General features: G+C 41.9%; 19 protein-coding genes. All 19 read left to right on the forward strand.

Going from position 1 to position 19376, the window contains the following annotated elements; all coding sequences use genetic code 11:
- Positions 1–7: 7 nt before the first annotated feature.
- Genes Q0058_RS08070 through Q0058_RS08160 form a run of 19 tightly spaced genes read left to right on the forward strand, consistent with a single transcriptional unit; the run spans position 8 to position 19376 of the window.
- Positions 8–1129 carry a DegT/DnrJ/EryC1/StrS family aminotransferase gene (locus Q0058_RS08070; protein WP_298222702.1) on the forward strand — a complete coding sequence of 374 codons (1122 nt, stop codon included), beginning with the start codon at positions 8–10 and terminating at the stop codon, positions 1127–1129.
- Positions 1130–1136: 7 nt separating this feature from the next.
- Positions 1137–1994, forward strand: coding sequence for an ABC transporter permease (locus Q0058_RS08075; RefSeq protein WP_298222704.1), 858 nt, complete (start codon positions 1137–1139; stop codon positions 1992–1994).
- A 36-nt stretch (positions 1995–2030) separates the two neighbouring features.
- Positions 2031–3350: an ABC transporter ATP-binding protein gene (locus Q0058_RS08080; RefSeq protein ID WP_298222705.1), complete on the forward strand. Its 1320-nt coding sequence runs from the start codon at positions 2031–2033 to the stop codon at positions 3348–3350.
- Complete coding sequence (gene pseB / locus Q0058_RS08085; protein ID WP_298222707.1) at positions 3351–4361, forward strand: UDP-N-acetylglucosamine 4,6-dehydratase (inverting); 1011 nt, start codon at positions 3351–3353, stop codon at positions 4359–4361.
- A 5-nt stretch (positions 4362–4366) separates the two neighbouring features.
- Positions 4367–5557, forward strand: a complete 1191-nt coding sequence (gene pseC, locus Q0058_RS08090; protein WP_298222709.1) for a UDP-4-amino-4,6-dideoxy-N-acetyl-beta-L-altrosamine transaminase — start codon at positions 4367–4369, stop codon at positions 5555–5557.
- A 4-nt stretch (positions 5558–5561) separates the two neighbouring features.
- The gene (gene pseF, locus Q0058_RS08095) at positions 5562–6260 is read left to right on the forward strand and encodes a pseudaminic acid cytidylyltransferase (RefSeq protein WP_298222712.1); all 699 of its coding nucleotides are present in this window, start codon (positions 5562–5564) and stop codon (positions 6258–6260) included.
- Positions 6247–6804: a GNAT family N-acetyltransferase gene (locus Q0058_RS08100; protein ID WP_298222714.1), complete on the forward strand. Its 558-nt coding sequence runs from the start codon at positions 6247–6249 to the stop codon at positions 6802–6804. Before pseF ends, Q0058_RS08100 begins: the two co-directional genes overlap by 14 nt.
- Positions 6801–7661, forward strand: coding sequence for a methionyl-tRNA formyltransferase (locus Q0058_RS08105; RefSeq protein ID WP_298222716.1), 861 nt, complete (start codon positions 6801–6803; stop codon positions 7659–7661). Before Q0058_RS08100 ends, Q0058_RS08105 begins: the two co-directional genes overlap by 4 nt.
- Before the next feature lie 14 nt (positions 7662–7675).
- On the forward strand, positions 7676–8716 hold the full coding sequence (gene pseI, locus Q0058_RS08110; protein WP_298222718.1) for a pseudaminic acid synthase: 1041 nt from the start codon (positions 7676–7678) through the stop codon (positions 8714–8716).
- Between the two features lie 3 nt (positions 8717–8719).
- Positions 8720–9793 (forward strand): DapH/DapD/GlmU-related protein, encoded by a 1074-nt coding sequence (locus tag Q0058_RS08115; protein WP_298222720.1) that lies wholly within the window; start codon positions 8720–8722, stop codon positions 9791–9793.
- Positions 9790–10815, forward strand: a complete 1026-nt coding sequence (locus tag Q0058_RS08120; protein WP_298222722.1) for a phytanoyl-CoA dioxygenase family protein — start codon at positions 9790–9792, stop codon at positions 10813–10815. The genes Q0058_RS08115 and Q0058_RS08120 overlap by 4 nt, the downstream gene beginning before the upstream one ends.
- A gap of 15 nt (positions 10816–10830) precedes the next feature.
- Positions 10831–12309: a hypothetical protein gene (locus Q0058_RS08125; RefSeq protein ID WP_298222724.1), complete on the forward strand. Its 1479-nt coding sequence runs from the start codon at positions 10831–10833 to the stop codon at positions 12307–12309.
- Entirely contained in the window at positions 12302–13264 is a 963-nt protein-coding gene (locus Q0058_RS08130; protein ID WP_298222726.1) for a nucleotide-diphospho-sugar transferase, read from the forward strand. The genes Q0058_RS08125 and Q0058_RS08130 overlap by 8 nt, the downstream gene beginning before the upstream one ends.
- A 9-nt stretch (positions 13265–13273) precedes the next feature.
- Positions 13274–14236: a glycosyltransferase gene (locus tag Q0058_RS08135; RefSeq protein WP_298222728.1), complete on the forward strand. Its 963-nt coding sequence runs from the start codon at positions 13274–13276 to the stop codon at positions 14234–14236.
- Between the two features lie 2 nt (positions 14237–14238).
- Entirely contained in the window at positions 14239–15243 is a 1005-nt protein-coding gene (locus Q0058_RS08140) for a glycosyltransferase (RefSeq protein ID WP_298222731.1), read from the forward strand.
- The gene (locus Q0058_RS08145; RefSeq protein WP_298222734.1) at positions 15240–15920 is read left to right on the forward strand and encodes a hypothetical protein; all 681 of its coding nucleotides are present in this window, start codon (positions 15240–15242) and stop codon (positions 15918–15920) included. Before Q0058_RS08140 ends, Q0058_RS08145 begins: the two co-directional genes overlap by 4 nt.
- A gap of 5 nt (positions 15921–15925) precedes the next feature.
- The gene (wecB, locus tag Q0058_RS08150; RefSeq protein WP_298222736.1) at positions 15926–17002 is read left to right on the forward strand and encodes a UDP-N-acetylglucosamine 2-epimerase (non-hydrolyzing); all 1077 of its coding nucleotides are present in this window, start codon (positions 15926–15928) and stop codon (positions 17000–17002) included.
- Positions 17003–17021: 19 nt separating this feature from the next.
- Positions 17022–18125, forward strand: a complete 1104-nt coding sequence (locus tag Q0058_RS08155) for a glycosyltransferase (RefSeq protein ID WP_298222738.1) — start codon at positions 17022–17024, stop codon at positions 18123–18125.
- Between the two features lie 36 nt (positions 18126–18161).
- Positions 18162–19376: an EpsG family protein gene (locus Q0058_RS08160; RefSeq protein ID WP_298222739.1), complete on the forward strand. Its 1215-nt coding sequence runs from the start codon at positions 18162–18164 to the stop codon at positions 19374–19376.

Consider the following 19376-nt stretch of genomic DNA (forward strand, 5'->3'; position numbering starts at 1 on the left):
ACTTACAATGATTAAATTTTTAGACCTCCAGAAAATCAACGCTCAATATGCTGACGAACTCAAAAAAGCGGCTTCAGAAGTGATCGATTCGGGTTGGTTTTTGATGGGCGGCAAACTCACGAGTTTCGAAAATAAATTAGCCAATTACGTCGGCGCTTCGCATGTGATTGGTGTTGCGAATGGTCTCGATGCGCTGCGTCTGATTCTAAAAGCGTACATCGATTTGGGTGTCATGTCAGCGGGCGACGAAGTGATTGTTCCGGCGAATACTTATATCGCATCCCTTTTGGCGATTTCGGACAACCATTTGAAACCAGTTTTGGTGGAACCGAATAGCGCTTCTTACAACCTCGACATCGATTTGATCGAAAAAAGTATCACGCCCAAAACCAAAGCCATCATGGTCGTGCATTTGTACGGTCAGGTTTGTTGGAGTAAAGATTTGGAAGTTCTGGCTAAAAAACACAACCTCAAAATTATCGAAGACAACGCCCAAGCGATAGGAGCCGAATGGAACGGAATCAAAACCGGAAATTTAGGCGATGCTGCGGGTTTCAGTTTTTATCCCGGAAAAAATTTAGGCGCTTTAGGTGATGCAGGTGCTGTAACCACCAACGACAAAGCTTTGGCAGAGCAAGTCCGCGCTTTAGGAAATTACGGGAGCAAACAAAAATACGTCAATGAGTTTCTAGGTTTGAACAGCCGACTTGATGAAATTCAGGCTGCTTTCCTAGAAGTCAAATTGAACAATATCGACGCTGAAAACCAATACAGAAGAAAACTCGCTGCGACTTATTTGAATGGAATTACGAATCCCGATATTCAATTACCGGTTCCCAATAATGCTTCATTCCAACCGGAAGAAAATACAGAACACGTCTGGCATTTGTTCGTCATCCGCCACAAAAGAAGAAATGAATTGCAGGAATACCTGACGCAAAATGGCATCCAGACCCTGATTCATTATCCGATTCCGCCGAACAAACAATTGGCTTATCAGGAGTTGAACCATTTGGATTTTCCGATCACCAACGACATTCACGAAACGGTGTTGAGTTTGCCCATCAGCCCGGTTTTAACCGAAGCCGAAGTTGCGACCGTAATCGATGCCTTGAACCGTTTTAACTAACATAAAAATGAACGACACTACAGAAATGCAGGAATGGGAATCAGAAATCAAAGCTGAGGATTCGCTGTTTTCCATCAATTTTAAAGAAGTCTGGCAATACCGCGATTTGCTATTGATGCTGGTCAAACGCGATTACATTTCGACATACAAGCAAACCATTCTCGGCCCGATTTGGTTTTTCGTGCAGCCGATACTGACGATGATTATTTACGTGATTCTGTTTGGTCAGATCGCAAAATTATCGACCGATGGCGCGCCGCAAATCGTGTTCTATTTATCCGGAATCACGATTTGGAATTACTTTTCAGAATCGTTGACCAAAACTTCTTCCGTATTCCGCGACAATGCAGCGATTTTCGGCAAAGTGTATTTTCCGAGATTGATTATGCCTTTATCGATAGTGGTTTCGGCGCTGATTAAATTTGGAATCCAGTTTACTTTGTTTATTGCCGTCGTGCTTTATTACACGTTCATCGAGCACCGCATCGAACCCAATGTGTGGGTTTTAGCCACGCCGTTTCTATTGCTGTTGATGTCGTTGTTTTCGTTGGGATTGGGAATGATTTTCTCTTCGATGACGACCAAGTATAAAGATTTAGTGTTTTTATTGACGTTCGGAATTCAGTTGTTTATGTACGCGACGCCAGTGGTTTACACGATGAATTCGATTCCGTTGAAATACCAATGGCTCGTCAAGGCCAACCCGCTTACGGGAATATTTGAATGTTTTCGTTATGCCTATTTGGGATCGGGAAGTTTCCATCCGGGCAGCTTACTTTATAGCACAGGTGTCATTATTATTTTGCTGGGTTTCGGCGTTGTCATTTTCAACAAAGTCGAGAAAAGCTTTATGGATACCGTCTAGTTCACCCAATTAAATTCTATTTTATAATTCATCCGAATGAAAAAATTAGCGATAAAAGCTGAAAATATTTCCAAACAATACCGTCTCGGCGAAGTCGGAACCGGAACCTTGAGCCACGATTTGAACCGTTTTTGGCACAAATTGCGCAACCACGAAGATCCTTATTTGAAAATCGGGGATTCCAATGATCGCAGCAGCAAAGGCGACAGTGATTACGTCTGGTCTTTACGAGACATCAATTTTGAAGTCGAACAAGGTGATGCTTTAGGGATTATCGGACGCAACGGTGCAGGAAAAAGTACGTTGCTCAAATTGTTGAGTAAAGTAACCAAACCCACGACAGGAAATTTTAAAATCAACGGAAGGATTGCTTCGTTATTGGAAGTCGGAACGGGTTTCAATCCCGAAATGACCGGCCGTGAAAATATTTATCTCAACGGAGCCATCTTAGGAATGCGCCGCCAGGAAATCACACGCAAACTCGACGAGATCATCAGTTTCTCAGGCGTCGAACGTTATGTAGATACGCCGGTAAAACGCTATTCTTCAGGAATGTACGTGCGTTTGGCGTTTGCCGTAGCTGCGCACCTTGAAAGTGAAATCCTGATTGTTGATGAAGTGCTTGCTGTCGGTGACGCCGAATTCCAAAAGAAATGTCTCGGGAAAATGGGTGACGTTTCTAAAGGCGAAGGCAGAACCGTCTTGTTTGTGAGCCACAACATGAGTGCCATCGACGCACTTTGCAATAAAGCTTTGATGCTTGAAAACGGAAGCGTATTGGCGCAAGGCAAAACCAAAGACATCATCGCGATGTATTTCAAAAGCAACAGCCTTGAGGAAGGATTGTTTGATATCGGAAGGGTCGATGCGAGCGAAGTCGTGGTGATCAACCGTTCAAAACTCATGACTAGTTCCGGAAAAATTACCAAAGATTTTGAATTTGGCGACAGCATTACCGTTGAGGTTGAACTCGAATGTACTGAGATCATCAAATCGCCTTACTTCATCATACTCGTGAGAACCATCAATGGCAGTTTGTTTGGTGCCACCGGAATGCTCGACGGTTACCGGCCTGAAACGCTCAAAGAAGGTCTGAACACCATCAAATGTACGTTTTTTAACCCGCAACTTTTGCCTGGAACATATTACATTCACATGGGCATACGCGCCGCCGACGGCTTGACATTGTTGACCAATTCTAAAGATATCGCGACGTTCAACGTCATGGGCAGTCTAGTCGATAAAGGCCTCAATGGCACACTGGCTGATTCATTGGCCAATGATTCAGTTTCTCCGCTGGTACCTTACCAATGGGAATTCGAAAATGGAAAAATTTATAATTTTAATTCAAAATAAATGTTAGACAACAAATCAATATTAATCACTGGTGGTACAGGTTCTTTGGGAAAAGAGCTCACGAAAACCATCTTAAAGAAATGGCCTAACATCAAAAAACTGGTCATTTATTCCAGAGATGAGCAGAAACAATTTCAGATGGCTCAGGAATTTCCAGAATCCAAATATCCGGCAATCCGTTATTTTATTGGCGATGTTCGTGATTTGGAACGTTTGAAAAGAGCTTTCAACGGTATCGATTACGTCATTCACGCAGCAGCGATGAAGCACGTCCATATCGCGGAATACAATCCGGATGAATGTGTGAAAACCAATATCGGCGGTGCGGACAATGTCATCAAAGCGTGTTTGTCATCCAACGTGTCAAAAGTGGTCGCGCTTTCAACAGACAAGGCTTGTGCGCCGATCAATTTATACGGAGCGACGAAACTGACTTCGGATAAATTGTTCATTGCCGCCAACAATATCAAAGGTTCGCAGGACATTAAATTTTCAGTAGTGCGCTACGGTAATGTGATGGGTTCTAACGGATCCGTCATTCCTTTTTTCATGGAGAAAAGAAAAGAAGGCGTGTTGCCGATTACCGACCCAAACATGACGCGTTTCAACATTTCGCTCGAAGGCGGCGTGGATATGGTATTGCATGCGCTCGAAACAGCTTGGGGCGGCGAATTGTACGTTCCGAAAATACCGTCATATAAAATCCTCGATGTGGCGCAAGCGATTGGTCCGGAATGCGAACACAAGATTTGCGGCATTCGTCCCGGAGAGAAAATCCATGAGGAAATGATTACTTCCTCGGATTCGTTCACAACTTATGATTTGGGGAAATATTACGTGATTTTGCCTCAGGTTACGACTTGGAATTTGAATGCTTATATCGAAAAATTCAACGCGAAATTGGTGCCTCAAGGATTCAATTACACTTCAGGCGACAACACCGAATGGGAAACTGTAGATTCGTTGCGCGCCCTGATCAAAGAACATTTATACCCTGATTTTTCAGCCTAATCGATATGATACCTTACGGAAAACAAAATATTACAGAAGAAGACATTCTCGCGGTAAGCCAAGCGCTTAAAGGTGATTTCCTGACGCAAGGCCCAACGATTCTTGAGTTTGAAAAGTTATTTGCCGATTATATCGGTTGCAAATATGCAGTAGCTGTAGCCAACGGAACCGCGGCTTTGCATTTGAATGCTTTGGCGTTGAACGTAAAGCCCGGCGACAAAGTCATCACGACACCGATTACGTTTGCCGCTTCAGCGAATTGCATTCGTTATTGCGGCGGTGAAGTCGTTTTTGCCGACATCGATCCCGACACTTATTTGTTGGATATCTCGAAAGTGGAAGCTTTATTGAAAGCCGCTCCAAAAGGAACTTACCAAGGTATTGTACCTGTAGATTTCGCAGGACGCGCCGTCGATTTGGAAGCGTTTAGAAAGCTCGCCGACCAATACGGTTTGTGGATTATTCAGGATTCGTGCCATTCACCAGGCGGTTATTTCATCGACAGTAAAGGCCAAAAACAAAATTGTGGCAACGGAAATTTTGCCGATTTGGCGATTTTCTCTTTTCATCCGGTGAAGCACATCGCAACAGGCGAAGGCGGCATGATCACGACCAACGACGAAAAACTCTATAAAAAATTATTGGAACTCAGAACGCACGGAATCACTCGTGATGCGAGCATTTTCCAAAATTCGGTTTCTTTTGCTGCGGGTCAGGAAGTTCCCGAAAATTCGGCTTATCCGGGTTGGTATATGGAAATGCAGACTTTAGGCTACAACTATCGTTTTACCGATTTTCAGGCGGCTTTAGGCATCAGTCAATTGTCGCGCGCGCATCAAGGGCTCGAAAGAAGAAAAGCCATTGCTAAAAAATACAACGAGCATTTTTCAAGCAATACTAATATAAAAGGACATTCAGGTTTTGTCGAAGGCCACGCTTACCATTTGTATGTGATTGAAGTCGAAGACCGTTTAGGATTGTACAACTTTTTGCGCGAACACAAAATCTTCGCCCAAATCCATTACATTCCGTGTCATTTGATGCCGTATTACCGACAATTCGGATCGAAAGAAGGCGACATGCCGAATGCCGAAACTTATTATAAACATTGCATCAGTTTGCCAATGTTCCCAACGCTTACCGATGAAGAACAGGATTTCGTCATTGCCAAAGTGAATGATTTTTTAAACCAATAACCAGTTGAAAAGAATCGCAATCATTCCCGCACGCGGCGGCAGCAAAAGAATTCCAAGGAAAAACACCAAGCTTTTTTTCGGGAAACCTATTGTAGCTTATTCGATTGAAGCGGCGTTGCAAAGCGGTTTGTACGATGAAGTGATGGTGTCTACGGATGATGCTGAAATCGCTGAAATCGCCAAGCAATACGGAGCCAAAATTCCATTCCTGCGCAGCGAAAAAAACAGCAATGATTTTGCGACAACCGTCGATGTTTTGACGGAAGTTTTAGATTGGTATCGCAATAATGGACAAGAATTCGGGCAAGGAACGTGCATTTACGCTTGCGCGCCGTTCGTAAATCCTAAACTGCTTCAGGATTCTTTTGCGCTTTTAAATCAAAAAAACTGCGATTGCGTTTTTCCAAGTTTGGCATATTCGCATCCGATTCAGCGCGCTTTGAAAGTTTCCGGTCAAGGTAAAATCGAACCTTTCGACGCGTCGAGTTCGAATACCAGAACACAGGATTTGGAGCAAGCTTATTTTGACGCGGGCATGTTCTACACTTTCAATGTAGATCGATTGCTGGCCACCAAAAGTTTGAGAACCGAAAATACGTTCACGATTGAAATCAACGATTTATACGCCCAAGATATCGACAATGAAAACGACTGGATTTTAGCCGAAATGAAATACAAATTATTCTCAAATGCGAGCTTATAAATGCTTATCGACTCAAGTTTTTACGAACGAAGGATTTTCGATTGAGCCGATCCGCGATGAAGATAAATACGCGATTCTAAAAATCAGAAACGAGCAAATCTATCATTTGCGCCAAGCCAAACCACTTACCGTGGAAGCGCAGGAAAATTATTTTGCAACCGTAGTTTCAAGTTTGTTCGAACAGGAACATCCGAACCAATTGTTGTTTTCATTTTTTGAACACGGCGAATTTATCGGTTACGGCGGTTTGGTACACATCAATTGGATTGACAAAAATGCCGAAATTTCATTTGTGATGAAAACTGAACTTGAACAAGATTATTTCATCCGCAATTGGTCGAATTATTTAAAGTTGATTGAAGAAGTCGCTTTCAAGGAACTTCAATTCCATAAAATATACACTTACGCGTTCGATCTGCGGCCACATTTATACGAAGCCATGGAAGGTTCGGGCTATTATGAAGAAGCGCGTTTGAAGGAACATTGCTATTTCAATTCCAAATTCATCGATGTGGTGATTCATTCTAAAATTTCGAATCCATGAAATTAGGCGTTCTCGTTAGCGGCAATTTGGGAAACATCGTGTTGCGTCATTTGTATGCGCAGCAAGAGATTGTATTCGTTTTTACGGATTCAAAGTCAGATTCTATTATTGAATTCTGTAATGAAAAAGGCATCGATATTTTCATCGGCAATCCCAGAAAAGGCAAGTCGCAGGAATTTTACGAAAACAAACCGATTGACGTATTGGTTTCTGTGAATTATTTGTTCCTTATCGAGAAAGATTTAATCAATCATCCGTCGATTTTAGCGTTCAACATTCATGGTTCTTTGTTGCCTAAATACCGCGGAAGAACACCGCATGTCTGGGCGATCATCAACAACGAAACCAAAACCGGAATCACGGCGCATCTGATTGACGAAGGCTGCGACACGGGCGACATCATCGAACAAATCGAAATTGAAATCAATAGTCAAGATACCGGCGCTGACGTTCTCAATAAATACAACGACCAATACATCCCTTTAATTGATAAGGTTTTGCATCGCATAGAAAATAACACCCTTGTTGCGCAACCACAAAACCACAACGAAGCCACTTATTTCGGAAAAAGAACTCCCGAAGATGGCAACATCGATTGGAATTGGCAAAAAGAACGCATTTACAATTGGGTGCGCGCTCAGGCATTTCCTTATCCGGGCGCTTTTACGCATCTTGACAGCAACAAAATCACCATCGATAGCATTGGGTTTTCGAATGTAGGATATGAATACGATATGCCGAACGGATTGGTTTTATCCGCGAATCCATTTTTAGTAAAAACGCCCAACGGTGTGATTCAAATTGACAAATTCAGAGCAATCGATTTCGAGGTAAAAGTCGGATTGATCTTGCAATAATATTAGAAAAAAGTATGAAAATAGGAGATTTTATAATTGATAAAGACAGTCCGGTGTTCATCATTGCGGAACTTTCCGCGAACCACAACGGTAGTTTAGACAATGCTTTGGCAACCATCAAATCTGCCAAAAGAGCTGGCGCGGATTGCATCAAATTGCAGACTTACACCGCCGATACGCTGACTTTAGATTCGAACAAAGAAGATTTTGTGATTACCGGAACGATTTGGGATGGCAAAAAATACCACGAATTGTATCAGGAAGCCTACACGCCTTGGGAATGGCACGAAGCCTTATTCAAAGCCGCGGCTGAAGAAGGATTGATTTGCTTTTCATCGCCATTTGACAAAACAGCGGTTGATTTTTTGGAAACCTTAAATGCTCCGGCGTATAAAATCGCTTCTTTCGAAATCACCGATATTCCATTAATCGAGTATGTAGCTTCAAAAGGAAAACCGATCATACTTTCCACAGGAATTGCACAGGAAGAAGATATCGAACTCGCGCTTGATGCTTGTCACCGCATGGGAAATCATGATGTCGCATTATTGAAATGTACGTCAAGTTATCCCGCGCCGATTGATGAAGCGAACATGTGTATGGTCAAAGATTTGGCCGAACGATACAACGTCATTTCCGGACTTTCCGACCACACTTTGGGAAGCACCGTGCCGATTGTAGCAACAGTTTTCGGGGCTAAAATCATCGAAAAGCATTACATCATTGACCGCGCCATTGGAGGGCCGGATGCGACTTTTTCGATGAACGAGGAAGAATTCACCGCGATGGTTAAAGCCGTCCGTGAAGCTGAAAAAGCGATTGGCGTCGTCGATTATCATTTGACTGAAAAACAAGCCAAAGGCAAAGATTTCAGCCGTTCGTTATACATCGCTGAAGATGTCAAAGCAGGCGAGATGCTTACAGAAAAAAACCTGCGCTCGGTACGTCCTGGTTTTGGTTTGCATCCTAAATATTACCACGAGCTTTTGGGCAAAAAAGTAAATACCGATATAGAAAAAGGCACGCGGATGCGTCTCGATTTCATCCAAAATTAAAGCATGCTCAAATTTTTTTCAGACCTGTTCCGATTCCGAAGCATTTTCATTAATGCTTTTTACAGTTCACTATACGGAACGCGGTTGTTCTTTGGTGTTCATTTAAGAAGTGCCCAGAACATCCTGATTTTCGCGCAAGCTGATATTGAAAAAGGGAGCAGGATTTTTGCGAGTTTTCCATCGGATCGCAATCAGAAAAACATTGTCATTGAAGACCATTGCTGGATTGGTCACGATGTCGAAATCCAGACGCTTTATGACAGCAAAATCGAGATTAAGGAATACGCCTCCGTGCAGGATCGCTGTAAAATTATCGGTTCTGTAAGCATCGGCAAGTATTCGATTCTGGCGCCCGATATTTTCATTTCTTCGGGAAACCACAATTATAAAAGCGCGCCGCACCTCACGATTCGGGAGCAGGATAAAAAACATGCGGGGTCGGCAGCGGCCTTCAATAAGGTCAGTAAACCCGTAGTTATTGAAGAAGATTGTTGGATCGGCAAAAACGTGTTTATCAGGCAAGGTATTTATGTAGGGCGAGGTGCTATTATTGGTACCAACGCAATTGTTTTTAAAGATATCGAACCTTACACGATTCATGCCGGTTCACCGACAGAAAAAATAAAAGACCGTTTTGTTTTTGATCCACCCACAGAAATCTCTGCTTTTGTCGAAGAACAGTTGCCTTATTTTTACCGTGGTTTCGAACATTACAGCCCCCAGAAAAGCACTGTCGAACTCCTTCGGGAAAACCAAGGCATCGCTAGCGAAAATAAAGCTTTGGCCATTCTTAAAAATGAAGATTGGAGTCAAATTGAAATCCACGGAATGTCAAGAATTAACGGAGCACTGAGCATATTTGTCAATGGGCAACTTCATAAGACGCACAAAATAGCCATCGGCGAAGCATTTCATATCGGGTTGCATCGCGCCGAAATTGAAAATACCCAAGCCATCGCCGAGTATCTATCGTTACCAGATTTCCTAAAAAAACATCTTTGTATCTCGTTTGAACTTATTAATGACAACATGCACCAAAAGTATCACTTCACCATTTCTAAAATAAAAGCATCATGAAAAGAGCAGTGTCCAATTTTATAAGAAAGACGTTAAGAACTTTGAGATCCAGACGTACTTTTTCAGAAGAATACAGTCAATTCTTAAAAACCAAAGTGTCTTCCGAAAAAGGCTATATGGCGTTCCGCGATTTGTTCGTACTGACCAAAGGCCAATCGAATGACCAGATTTCCTCTCAAATCAACAAGCAACTCGGAAAATACGATCACGTTGATTCGCAAGGAATACTGAATCTCAGTAAAGACGAAATATCCAAGACTGTGGCGGCGATGAAAAAAGACGGTTTTGTCCACTTCGATGCCGTTTTGCCAGACAGCATGATTGATGAGATTTATAACTATGCGTCCAAAACGCAGGTTTCCTATCTCGAAACTGCTACGGACGACCAGAAATATTCTAAGGAAAAAGTCCTTTTTGATGAACACAAACCGGTATCGCCGCGGTATAATTTCACAGGAAATCAAATTGTGCAGTGTGACGCTTTACAGCAGTTGATCTTTGACCAGTCGTTGTTGGCTTTTGCACAGGAATATTTAGGTTGTAAACCCATTCTGGATTTGGTGGCTTTCTGGTGGAGCGCTCCGTTTCAGGGCGTTGGAAAAAATGCTGCGGCGCAAATGTATCATTTCGACCTCGACAGGATTAAGTTTATGAAGTTCTTTTTTTATATCACCGATGTGACGCCTGAAACCGGACCGCATTGTTTTGTGAAAGGATCGCACGGAAAACTCCCAAAAGCCATCAACCGCGACGGACGTTTCGAAGACGAAGCAATCGAAAGGGTTTTCGGCAAAGAAAACGTCATGGAAATTTGTGGCAGACGAGGCAGCATTTTGGCTGTGGATACGAGAGGTTTCCATAAGGGGAAAGACCTCACGCAAGGAAAACGCCTGTTGTTCCAGATTCAGTTTACCAACAGCTTGTTCGGGCAAACGTATCAGCCGGTCGATCAATCGTTAATGCTTCCGAAATATAAAAGCCTGATGGAAAAATATAACCATACTTACGGCAATATCTGTTAATATCACAAACCAGCAATGAATGTAGCCTTTTTTACAAATTACATATACACGCCGCATTTCGAAACCGAGCTCGAGCTGATCCAGCTTCATCTCGACAAAGGCGATACGGTATATCATTTTGTATGCGACAAACATTTGGTGAGTTGCGATTTCAATCCGAATGGCGATTTGCTCAAATGCATTGCGTGTACTTCGAAAAGAAGTAAAGGCCAGGAATTGTTGACCAATAATGAAAATTATCACGAGATTAAGATTTCAAAACCCAAAAATAAAACGTTTAACAGTTTGCCCGAATTGCATTTCAATTCGATTGCGGAACTCAGACAATACAAGATTGACAATTTTGAAATAGGTGATGCGGCGCTTTCATCCCTGGTTTCGATTGTCCGCGATCCGGAACCGGATTTGAAGGTTTTTCATGATATGCTTTCGAGAATCATCCTTTCGGCGCATTATTGCTATCATTTTTTTCAAAGTGAATTGCTCGCTTATTCGATTGATACTTTTTACAATTTCAACGGCAGGTTTGCGACGAATCGAGCAGCTTTACGAGCGGCCCAAAAGAAAAGTGTTCCGGTTTTGATCCATGAAAGAGGCCACAATTTCAAGACTTACGAATTGTTCGATAATGTGTTGCCGCATGAAATCGGTCCATTCATCGACCGTGCGTCAAAAGCTTGGGAGCAAAATGCGGATGCTGAAAATAAAAATCAAGTGGCTCACGATTTCTATAAAAATCGGGCTAGTGGAAAAGACCAAGGTTGGGTTTCATTTACCAAAGACCAGAAGAAAGGTTTGTTGCCCGAACATTGGGATGAAACCGTTGATAATATTGTGATTTTCAATTCTTCGGAGGATGAGTATGTTTCGATAGGCAAAGATTGGGATTCCGGTTTTTTCGAAACCCAGACCAAATTGATGTTGAAGTTGATGAATGACCCACGCTTGTCAGACAAAAAAATATGGGTGCGCCTGCATCCGAACATGAAAACGATGGCTAAGAAGTATTTGGAGAAAACTTATGCCGCTTTACAGGGAAACATCGAACTCATCATGCCCGAATCGCCAATCAACAGTTACGATTTGATGCATGCTTCTAATAAAATCCTGACCTTTGGTTCCACTGTCGGTATTGAAGCCACTTATTGGGGCAAACCGTCGATATTGCTTGGGCCAAGTTTCTACAAGGCTTTTGAAGCCACGCACAATCCTGAGAGTTATGAAGAACTGATTGCGATGTTACTCGATAAAGATTTGAAAGCGCTCGCACAGGAGAACACTTTGCCTTATGGTTTTCACATCAATAGCTTTGGAATTCCTTTCAGAATTTACCAACCTAAAAATCTTTTTGAAGGAGAATTTAAAGGCTTCGATCTGAGTACCGCATTCGATTACGCTAAATGGGAAAAAGTATCGCTTACCCGCGGATGGCATTGGTTTTATCATAAATTGAATACACTCAACCATAAGTTACGTTTGAAAAAATATGTATAGTACGCCTATTTTATATATCGTTTTTAATCGTCCAGAAGAAACGGCACAGTCGTTCGAAGTCTTCAGGAAACTGAAACCAGCGAGACTCTATATTGCGGCTGACGGCGCCAGATATGGAAGACAAGATGATGTTGAAAATACTCAAAAAGTAAAGCAAATTGTCCGTCAGGTTGATTGGGATTGTGAAGTCAAAACTTTGTATCATCCCGAAAATAAAGGCTGTAGGATTGCGGTTCAAATGGCTATCGATTGGTTTTTTGAAAACGAACCCGAAGGAATCATAATAGAAGATGACATCATTCCGAACAACGCCTTTTTTGAATATTGCCAAGCCATGCTGGAAAAATACCGCGACGATGACAGTATTCTTACGATCAACGGTTGCAGTTTAGGCTATCAAAACGACAAGCAACCTTACGGCAAAACCCGTTATTTCAATATGTGGGGCTGGGCTACTTGGCGCAATAGCGTGCAAAAAGTAAAGGAAACCTGGGCGAATTATGATCCGAAAATTTCTCTGGAAGCCGATGCTATAATGAAGAAAAACCTACATCTTCCGGTTTTGTTCGACGGCAATGCGATTTGGGCGAAATATTGGGAAGGATTGTTTCTTAAAGTTTACGAAAACCGCATCAACACTTGGGATTACCAATGGTGTTATTCCGTTTTGAAAACCGATACGTTTTGCATCAGGCCTTCACAGAATTATGTGGTCAACATCGGTAGCGGAGAACTTGCCACGCACCACAATTTTGATGATGCCCCGATTTTTCATTTTACCTATACAGCTACACATTTCACAGACAAGAAAATCAATCCAAAAATCGATTTCCGTTATGAGATTTTCCATGTCGGAGCTATCGTGAATTCACATTATTTCAGGACTTTGACCCGAAGCTACCTCAAATTGTATCTCAAAAATCTGGTCAAAAAATTGAAAGCTAAAATTTCTTAAACCATTCCAATGACCGTTACCGTTGCGATCGCTACTTATTTTTCCGCGCCTTACATCATTGAAACGCTCGAAAGTGTCTATAATCAGACGTATGAGAATATCGCCGTTGTGATTTCGGATGATTGTTCAACCGATGATACGATAAAACTGATTCAGGATTGGGCGGCGCAAGAGAAAAACCAAAAGCGATTTGTGAGTATCAAAGTCATTACGGTTCCTCAAAATACCGGAGTTTCCGCGAATTGCAACCGTTGCGTGGCCGCTGCGCCATCAGATTGGATGAAATTTATCGCGGGTGATGATATTTTGCTGCCGAATTGCATTGAAGACAACGTCAATTTTATCAAGCAGCATCCTGAAGCGCATGTTATTTTCAGTCAGGTGCGGCTTTATAAAGATGTTTTTATTGAAGATAATTACATCAAAACCATTCCGCAAGCGTTTCCGGAAAATCTTATGGGCGCTATGTTGACGGCTCAGGATCAGCATCAGTTGTTGTTGGTTTCTGATAGAATCAACTATACGCCGTCTTATATTTTCAATAAACAATGCGTACTCAAAGTAGGCGGTTTTGACGAATCGAACCGCTTGATTGAAGATTATCCGATGTGGCTCAAACTGACCGCTTCGGGCGAAAAATTCTATTATTTCCATAAAGAAACTGTGGGTTATCGCATCCATCAAAATGCCACGAACAATGTAGGTGATGCGGTTTTATTCAAACCATCGGTGTTCAATTCGTATAAGATTAGGAAGAAAATTGCGCATCCGTATTTGCCTTTCGAAATTGTGAAATCTGAGCAATTTATTTACGGCGTTTCCAAGATTTTCCAAAGTTTAGGTTGGAACAAACAACATAAGATTTACGCGCCCTTGTACCGATTTGCGTGTTTTTACCTGAATCCGTTTTACTATATTTTCGCTTTGAAAAAAAGGCTGCCGAATAATAAAACCAACCTATTTTACGCTTAAATATGCGTCTAAGTATTATCATTCCGGCCTATAAAGTTGAGGGTTTTATCGAAAAATGCATCCGGAGTTTAGAAGCTCAGAATATCCCAAAAATCGATTATGAAATCATCGTCACCAACGACGGTTCACCCGATAAAAGCAGTGAAATTGTCCGAAAATTACAAGCCGAATTTTCCAATCTGATTTTAATTGATCAGGAAAATCAGGGCGTTTCGATGGCCAGAAATAATGCGATTGCGATGGCCAAAGGAAAATACATTTTGCCGATTGATCCTGACGATTATGTTTTGCCCAATACGTTTCACAGGTTTTTAGAGCGCGCCGAACAAGAAGATTTGGATGGGTTTTATCTCGGGTTTGAAGTGTTCGATGTTAATGGGAAAAGCACTTGGCATACGAATTACAATCATTTGCAACAGACTGTTGATGGTGTTGAAGGTTATTTCGCCTCACGCGGACCAGGTGTTGTCGATCCGGATCGTTCCGTGGGAATGCTTTTCAAAAAATCGATTTTAGATCAGTTTGAAATCCATTATCCTAAAGATGTTCCTTACCTCGAAGACGGACTTTTTTTGGCTAAATTTTTTGCAGTCGCTCAGAAAGTGGCGTTTGACAACCAAAGGTTTTATCAGCGAACTACGCGTCCGGGATCAGCGACTAATTCTGCGTTGTTTTATTCAGAGAAAGCGATTCAAGGTTTCATCCATGCGATTGAAGACATCAAATCTTTTGGGAACAAAATCGAATCCCGGCAGTCTCAAAAGCTACTGATCAATCATGTTGTAGGAAAATTCACTTTATTGCCATTAACTTCGTTTATTGGGCAGAAGAATATCAAAAATTATTTTAAGTTTATCCAAAAACTAAAAGAGAAGCATCTTAATAAAATCACCACTGAAGGATTGCGGCTCGACTATGCTAAAATGGCGTCGATATACAATAGCAGTGCTTTATTATTCTATATTTATTATCCGATTAGTTGTAAATTAAAAAACTATAAAAAATGAGAATCCAAGACATTATCCCGCTTTCGATCAGAAAATCGTTGTTGAAAATCCACCAATCGTGGTTGTGGCCTAAAGCGCTTGAAGAATACAAAGCTGAAATTGAAGCCGGTCGCATTCCTTCGCCAGAACTGATCAAAAGGTTGGTTTACGCATGGGGAAATCAAGGGTTTTCAGCACAAATCGATTACACGCTTACCTGCATCGAAAAAACGATGAAATCAGAAGGATTGATTTTCGAATGCGGCAGCGGATTGTCTACAATTCTATTGGGCATTATCGCCAAAAAGCAAAACCGCAAAATGGTTTCTTTCGAACACATCGATTTCTGGGCGCACCGCATTCAGAAAGAACTCGATAAAAACCAAATGAGCAACAATACGATTTACACGCGGCCTTTAAAAGATTACGGAGCTTTTGCGTGGTACGACACTGACGGTTTTCAAGCCGAGAAAATCGGACTTTGCGTGTGCGATGCGCCTCCGGGTAATACCAAAGGCGGAAGACGCGGTTTCTTGTATCTTTTTAAAGATTATCTGTTGCCGAATTCTGTGATTCTGGTCGATGATACGATTCGCGAAGATGAACAGAAAATGATTCAGGAATGGGAAAAAGAACTACCGATGAGCATCGAATTCTCAGGCGTTTTTGATCCTCATGCGATTTTAAGGATTCACTAAAATTTATGAATAACATTACACTCATAGCAGGAGCAAGGCCCAATTTCATTAAGATTGCGCCGATTGTTCATGCATTAAAAGCACAGCAGATTTCGTATCGATTGGTGCATACCGGCCAGCATTTCGATGAGAAAATGAGCTATACGTTTTTCAGGCAGCTCAACATTCCGGAACCCGACATCAACCTGAACTGTGGCGGCGGATCGCAAGCCGAACAAACCGCTGCGATTATGATGGCTTTCGAAAAAGAACTTATCGCCAATCCGACCGATTTGGTTTTGGTCGTCGGCGATGTGACGAGTACGATGGCCTGCAGTATCGTAGCCAAAAAGCTCCATACTAAAGTGGCGCATGTCGAAGCCGGAATCCGTTCTTACGATATGGGAATGCCTGAAGAAATTAACCGTTTGGTGACAGATGCGATTACGGATTATTTTTTCACGACTACGGTTTGGGCTTCTGAGAACTTAAGAAAAGCGGGCGTAGCTGAAGATAAAATCTTTTTCGTCGGCAATGTGATGATTGATACTTTACTCAGCAACCGCAGCAAATTCGTGCAACCTGGTTTCTGGAATGCCTTAAATCTAGTCACAAAAAAATATTTTGTACTTACGTTACACCGACCTGCGAATGTAGATCAAGTTGAGAATCTCGTGGTTTTGCTTAATGAAATTACCAATAATGTCAATAGCTTGCCTGTGTTGTTTCCAATCCATCCGCGTACGGCGAAAGTGCTTCAGGAATCCGGATTCAGTAATGCAAACCTGCATATCATTGAACCTTTGGGTTATCTGGAATTTAATTATTTGGTGGAGAATGCGCTTTGTGTAATTACAGATTCAGGCGGTATTACTGAGGAAACTACCGTAATGGGAATTCCGTGTATGACCTTGCGCGACAATACTGAACGGCCAGAAACCATAGAACTCGGAACGAACGAATTGTTAGGAACCAATCCGAAAGCGATTCAGCCCGCACTCGAAATCTTGTTCAGCAACCAATGGAAAAAAGGTTCGATTCCAGAAAAATGGGACGGAAAAGCAGCAGAACGCATCGTAAAATTACTTGCCGAACTTCCCTAAAAATACTTCAGTCGAATTTATGAGCAAAAAAATCTTACTGGTCAGCAATGCGTTTTATCCCGAAAATTCCCCGAGATCATTCCGCGCGACCGAATTGGCGAAAGAATTGGTAAGACAAGGCCACCGCGTGAAAGTGATTACGCATCCGCGTGAAGGCACCGAGAGATTTTGCGCTGATCACGGCATCGAATACAAAAGTTTAGGGAAATTAACTTGGCCGGTTCCGACTGTGAAAGGCTCCGGAATCATATTGCTTTTCTGGCGCGTGATTGTGCGATTCAGCATGTTGTTGTTCGAATATCCGATGATTCAGTTGGTTTCACTGGTCAAAAAAGCTTTGAAAGACGAGAAAGGTTACGACGCTTTGATCTCGATAGCGGTTCCGTATCCGATTCATTGGGGCGTTGCGGCAGTTTGGTCAGACAGTATTGCCAAAGTCTGGATTGCGGATTGTGGCGATCCTTATATGGGACAGGAAAACGACACGTTCAAACCGCCTTTTTATTTCGGATATCTTGAAAAGAAATTCTGTAGAAAAGCAACGTACATCACAGTTCCGACCGAGGCTTCGATTAAAGGATATTACCAGGAATTCCATTCTAAAATTAAAGTCATCTCACAAGGATTCCGATTTGAAGACATCAAATTATACACAGGTGAAAAACAAACCGATAAAATCATTTTTGGTTATGGCGGCATGTTCATTCCCGGCAGAAGAGATCCGTCGGAATTTCTGAATTTCCTCAATTCGCTGGATGACAGCTATAATTTTGAATTTCATATTTACACAAATACGCCGCAATTTGTCCAATCTTTCATTGATGCTTCTAAAAATAGAATTCAATTGAAAAATGTTTTGGACAGAAATTCCCTCATGTACGAAATGAGCAAAATGGATTTTCTCGTCAATTTCGAAAACGCAGGAACCGCACAAACTCCCAGCAAACTGATAGATTACGCGATACTAAAAAAACCGATTTTATCCGTAAAGTTTGGAGATTTAAAACAAAATCACGTTTTGGAATTCCTTCAAGGAAATTATCAAAACGCGTTGGTCATCGACCAGCCGGATCAGTACAGAATTGAGCATGTTACCCATAAATTTGTCACACTGATCCAATAATTTGACTGTCAATTGTATAAACGTAAAGTCCATCCTTTGAAGAATAACTTTGTTTTCTTTCTATTTTCACCTTTTCTTGGCCTGATTCAAGCCATCAAACACTACAGGGAAAGCTGGGCCAGAAACAGCATCTGGTTGTTTGTGATTTTTTATGGTTATACGATGTATCGCCCGGAAATCATGGACTCGAGCCGTTATGTGGCCAAACTTCAGGAACTGTATAACGCGCCGGTGAGTTGGGATGCCTTTCTGAGTAATTTTTATTCGGATGAAACAGGAACAGTCGATATTTACCAACCATTAGTCACTTATTTGCTGTCGTTTTTTACGAACAACGGAAACGTCTTATTTGCAGTTTTCGGAATCTTGTTTGGGTTTTTCTATTCGAGGAACATTTGGCTGCTGCTCGATCTTTCCAAAAAACAGAAAATGACCGTTGGTATGGTTACCGTTCTGATTGCGTTTTGTTGCGTCATTGGATTCTGGAATCTCAATGGTGTCAGAATGTGGACTGCCGCGCACATGTTTTTCTATGGTGCGTTTTTGCTGCTCGTCAACGGCAATAAAAAAGGGGTCATCGTTGCGGTGCTGAGTATTTTAGTGCATTTTTCGTTTGTGCTACCGGTCGGAATTCTGCTGCTGTTCTATTTCGTTAAAATCCCGTGGCGTATTTTATATTTCTTTTTCATCTCGAGTTTTTTCATTTCTAGTCTTAATATCGAATCGATTCGTTCAAGACTCGAAAGCGTCGCTCCGGATTTTCTTTTGCCGCGTGTGAAAAGTTACACCAGCGATGAGTACGTAGAAACAATTTCGGATCTGAATGCGACCGGAAACTGGTACATCACTTATTACAGCATCAGCATCAATTGGTATATCATGATTTTGTTTACGATCATCTATTTTTCCAAATCCAAGTTCAGCGCTTACAGCAAATCATTCTCTAACCTGTTTGGGTTTTCGCTTTTGTTTTTGTCGGTAGGGAACATCACTTCGTTGTTGCCTTCAGGAAACCGGTATTTGTTGGTAGCACAGCTTTTCGCCACCGCATTGTTATTTTTTTATTACGTTGTTTATGAAGACCGCGAATACCGGAAATGGGCGATGCTCTGTTCGCCTTTGCTATTCTTTTTTATCATTGTTTCGGTACGTATGTCTTTCGATACGATCAGTTTGATGACCATTTTGACCAATCCGGTATTGGCGACGATTGTTGATTTACCGATACCGTTAATAGACCTAATCAAATAG

It is taken from the genome of Flavobacterium sp. (assembly GCF_027484705.1).
Lineage (GTDB): Bacteria > Bacteroidota > Bacteroidia > Flavobacteriales > Flavobacteriaceae > Flavobacterium.

Excerpts from the sequence above, each read along its gene's own strand:
- Q0058_RS08070 (WP_298222702.1), top strand. The coding sequence starts at position 8 with ATGATTAAATTTTTAGACCTCCAGAAAATCAACGCTCAATATGCTGAC.
- Q0058_RS08075 (WP_298222704.1), top strand. The coding sequence starts at position 1,137 with ATGAACGACACTACAGAAATGCAGGAATGGGAATCAGAAATCAAAGCT.
- Q0058_RS08080 (WP_298222705.1), top strand. The coding sequence starts at position 2,031 with ATGAAAAAATTAGCGATAAAAGCTGAAAATATTTCCAAACAATACCGT.
- pseB (WP_298222707.1), top strand. The coding sequence starts at position 3,351 with ATGTTAGACAACAAATCAATATTAATCACTGGTGGTACAGGTTCTTTG.
- pseC (WP_298222709.1), top strand. The coding sequence starts at position 4,367 with ATGATACCTTACGGAAAACAAAATATTACAGAAGAAGACATTCTCGCG.
- Q0058_RS08100 (WP_298222714.1), top strand. The coding sequence starts at position 6,247 with ATGCGAGCTTATAAATGCTTATCGACTCAAGTTTTTACGAACGAAGGA.
- Q0058_RS08105 (WP_298222716.1), top strand. The coding sequence starts at position 6,801 with ATGAAATTAGGCGTTCTCGTTAGCGGCAATTTGGGAAACATCGTGTTG.
- pseI (WP_298222718.1), top strand. The coding sequence starts at position 7,676 with ATGAAAATAGGAGATTTTATAATTGATAAAGACAGTCCGGTGTTCATC.
- Q0058_RS08115 (WP_298222720.1), top strand. The coding sequence starts at position 8,720 with ATGCTCAAATTTTTTTCAGACCTGTTCCGATTCCGAAGCATTTTCATT.
- Q0058_RS08120 (WP_298222722.1), top strand. The coding sequence starts at position 9,790 with ATGAAAAGAGCAGTGTCCAATTTTATAAGAAAGACGTTAAGAACTTTG.
- Q0058_RS08125 (WP_298222724.1), top strand. The coding sequence starts at position 10,831 with ATGAATGTAGCCTTTTTTACAAATTACATATACACGCCGCATTTCGAA.
- Q0058_RS08130 (WP_298222726.1), top strand. The coding sequence starts at position 12,302 with ATGTATAGTACGCCTATTTTATATATCGTTTTTAATCGTCCAGAAGAA.
- Q0058_RS08135 (WP_298222728.1), top strand. The coding sequence starts at position 13,274 with ATGACCGTTACCGTTGCGATCGCTACTTATTTTTCCGCGCCTTACATC.
- Q0058_RS08140 (WP_298222731.1), top strand. The coding sequence starts at position 14,239 with ATGCGTCTAAGTATTATCATTCCGGCCTATAAAGTTGAGGGTTTTATC.
- Q0058_RS08145 (WP_298222734.1), top strand. The coding sequence starts at position 15,240 with ATGAGAATCCAAGACATTATCCCGCTTTCGATCAGAAAATCGTTGTTG.
- wecB (WP_298222736.1), top strand. The coding sequence starts at position 15,926 with ATGAATAACATTACACTCATAGCAGGAGCAAGGCCCAATTTCATTAAG.
- Q0058_RS08155 (WP_298222738.1), top strand. The coding sequence starts at position 17,022 with ATGAGCAAAAAAATCTTACTGGTCAGCAATGCGTTTTATCCCGAAAAT.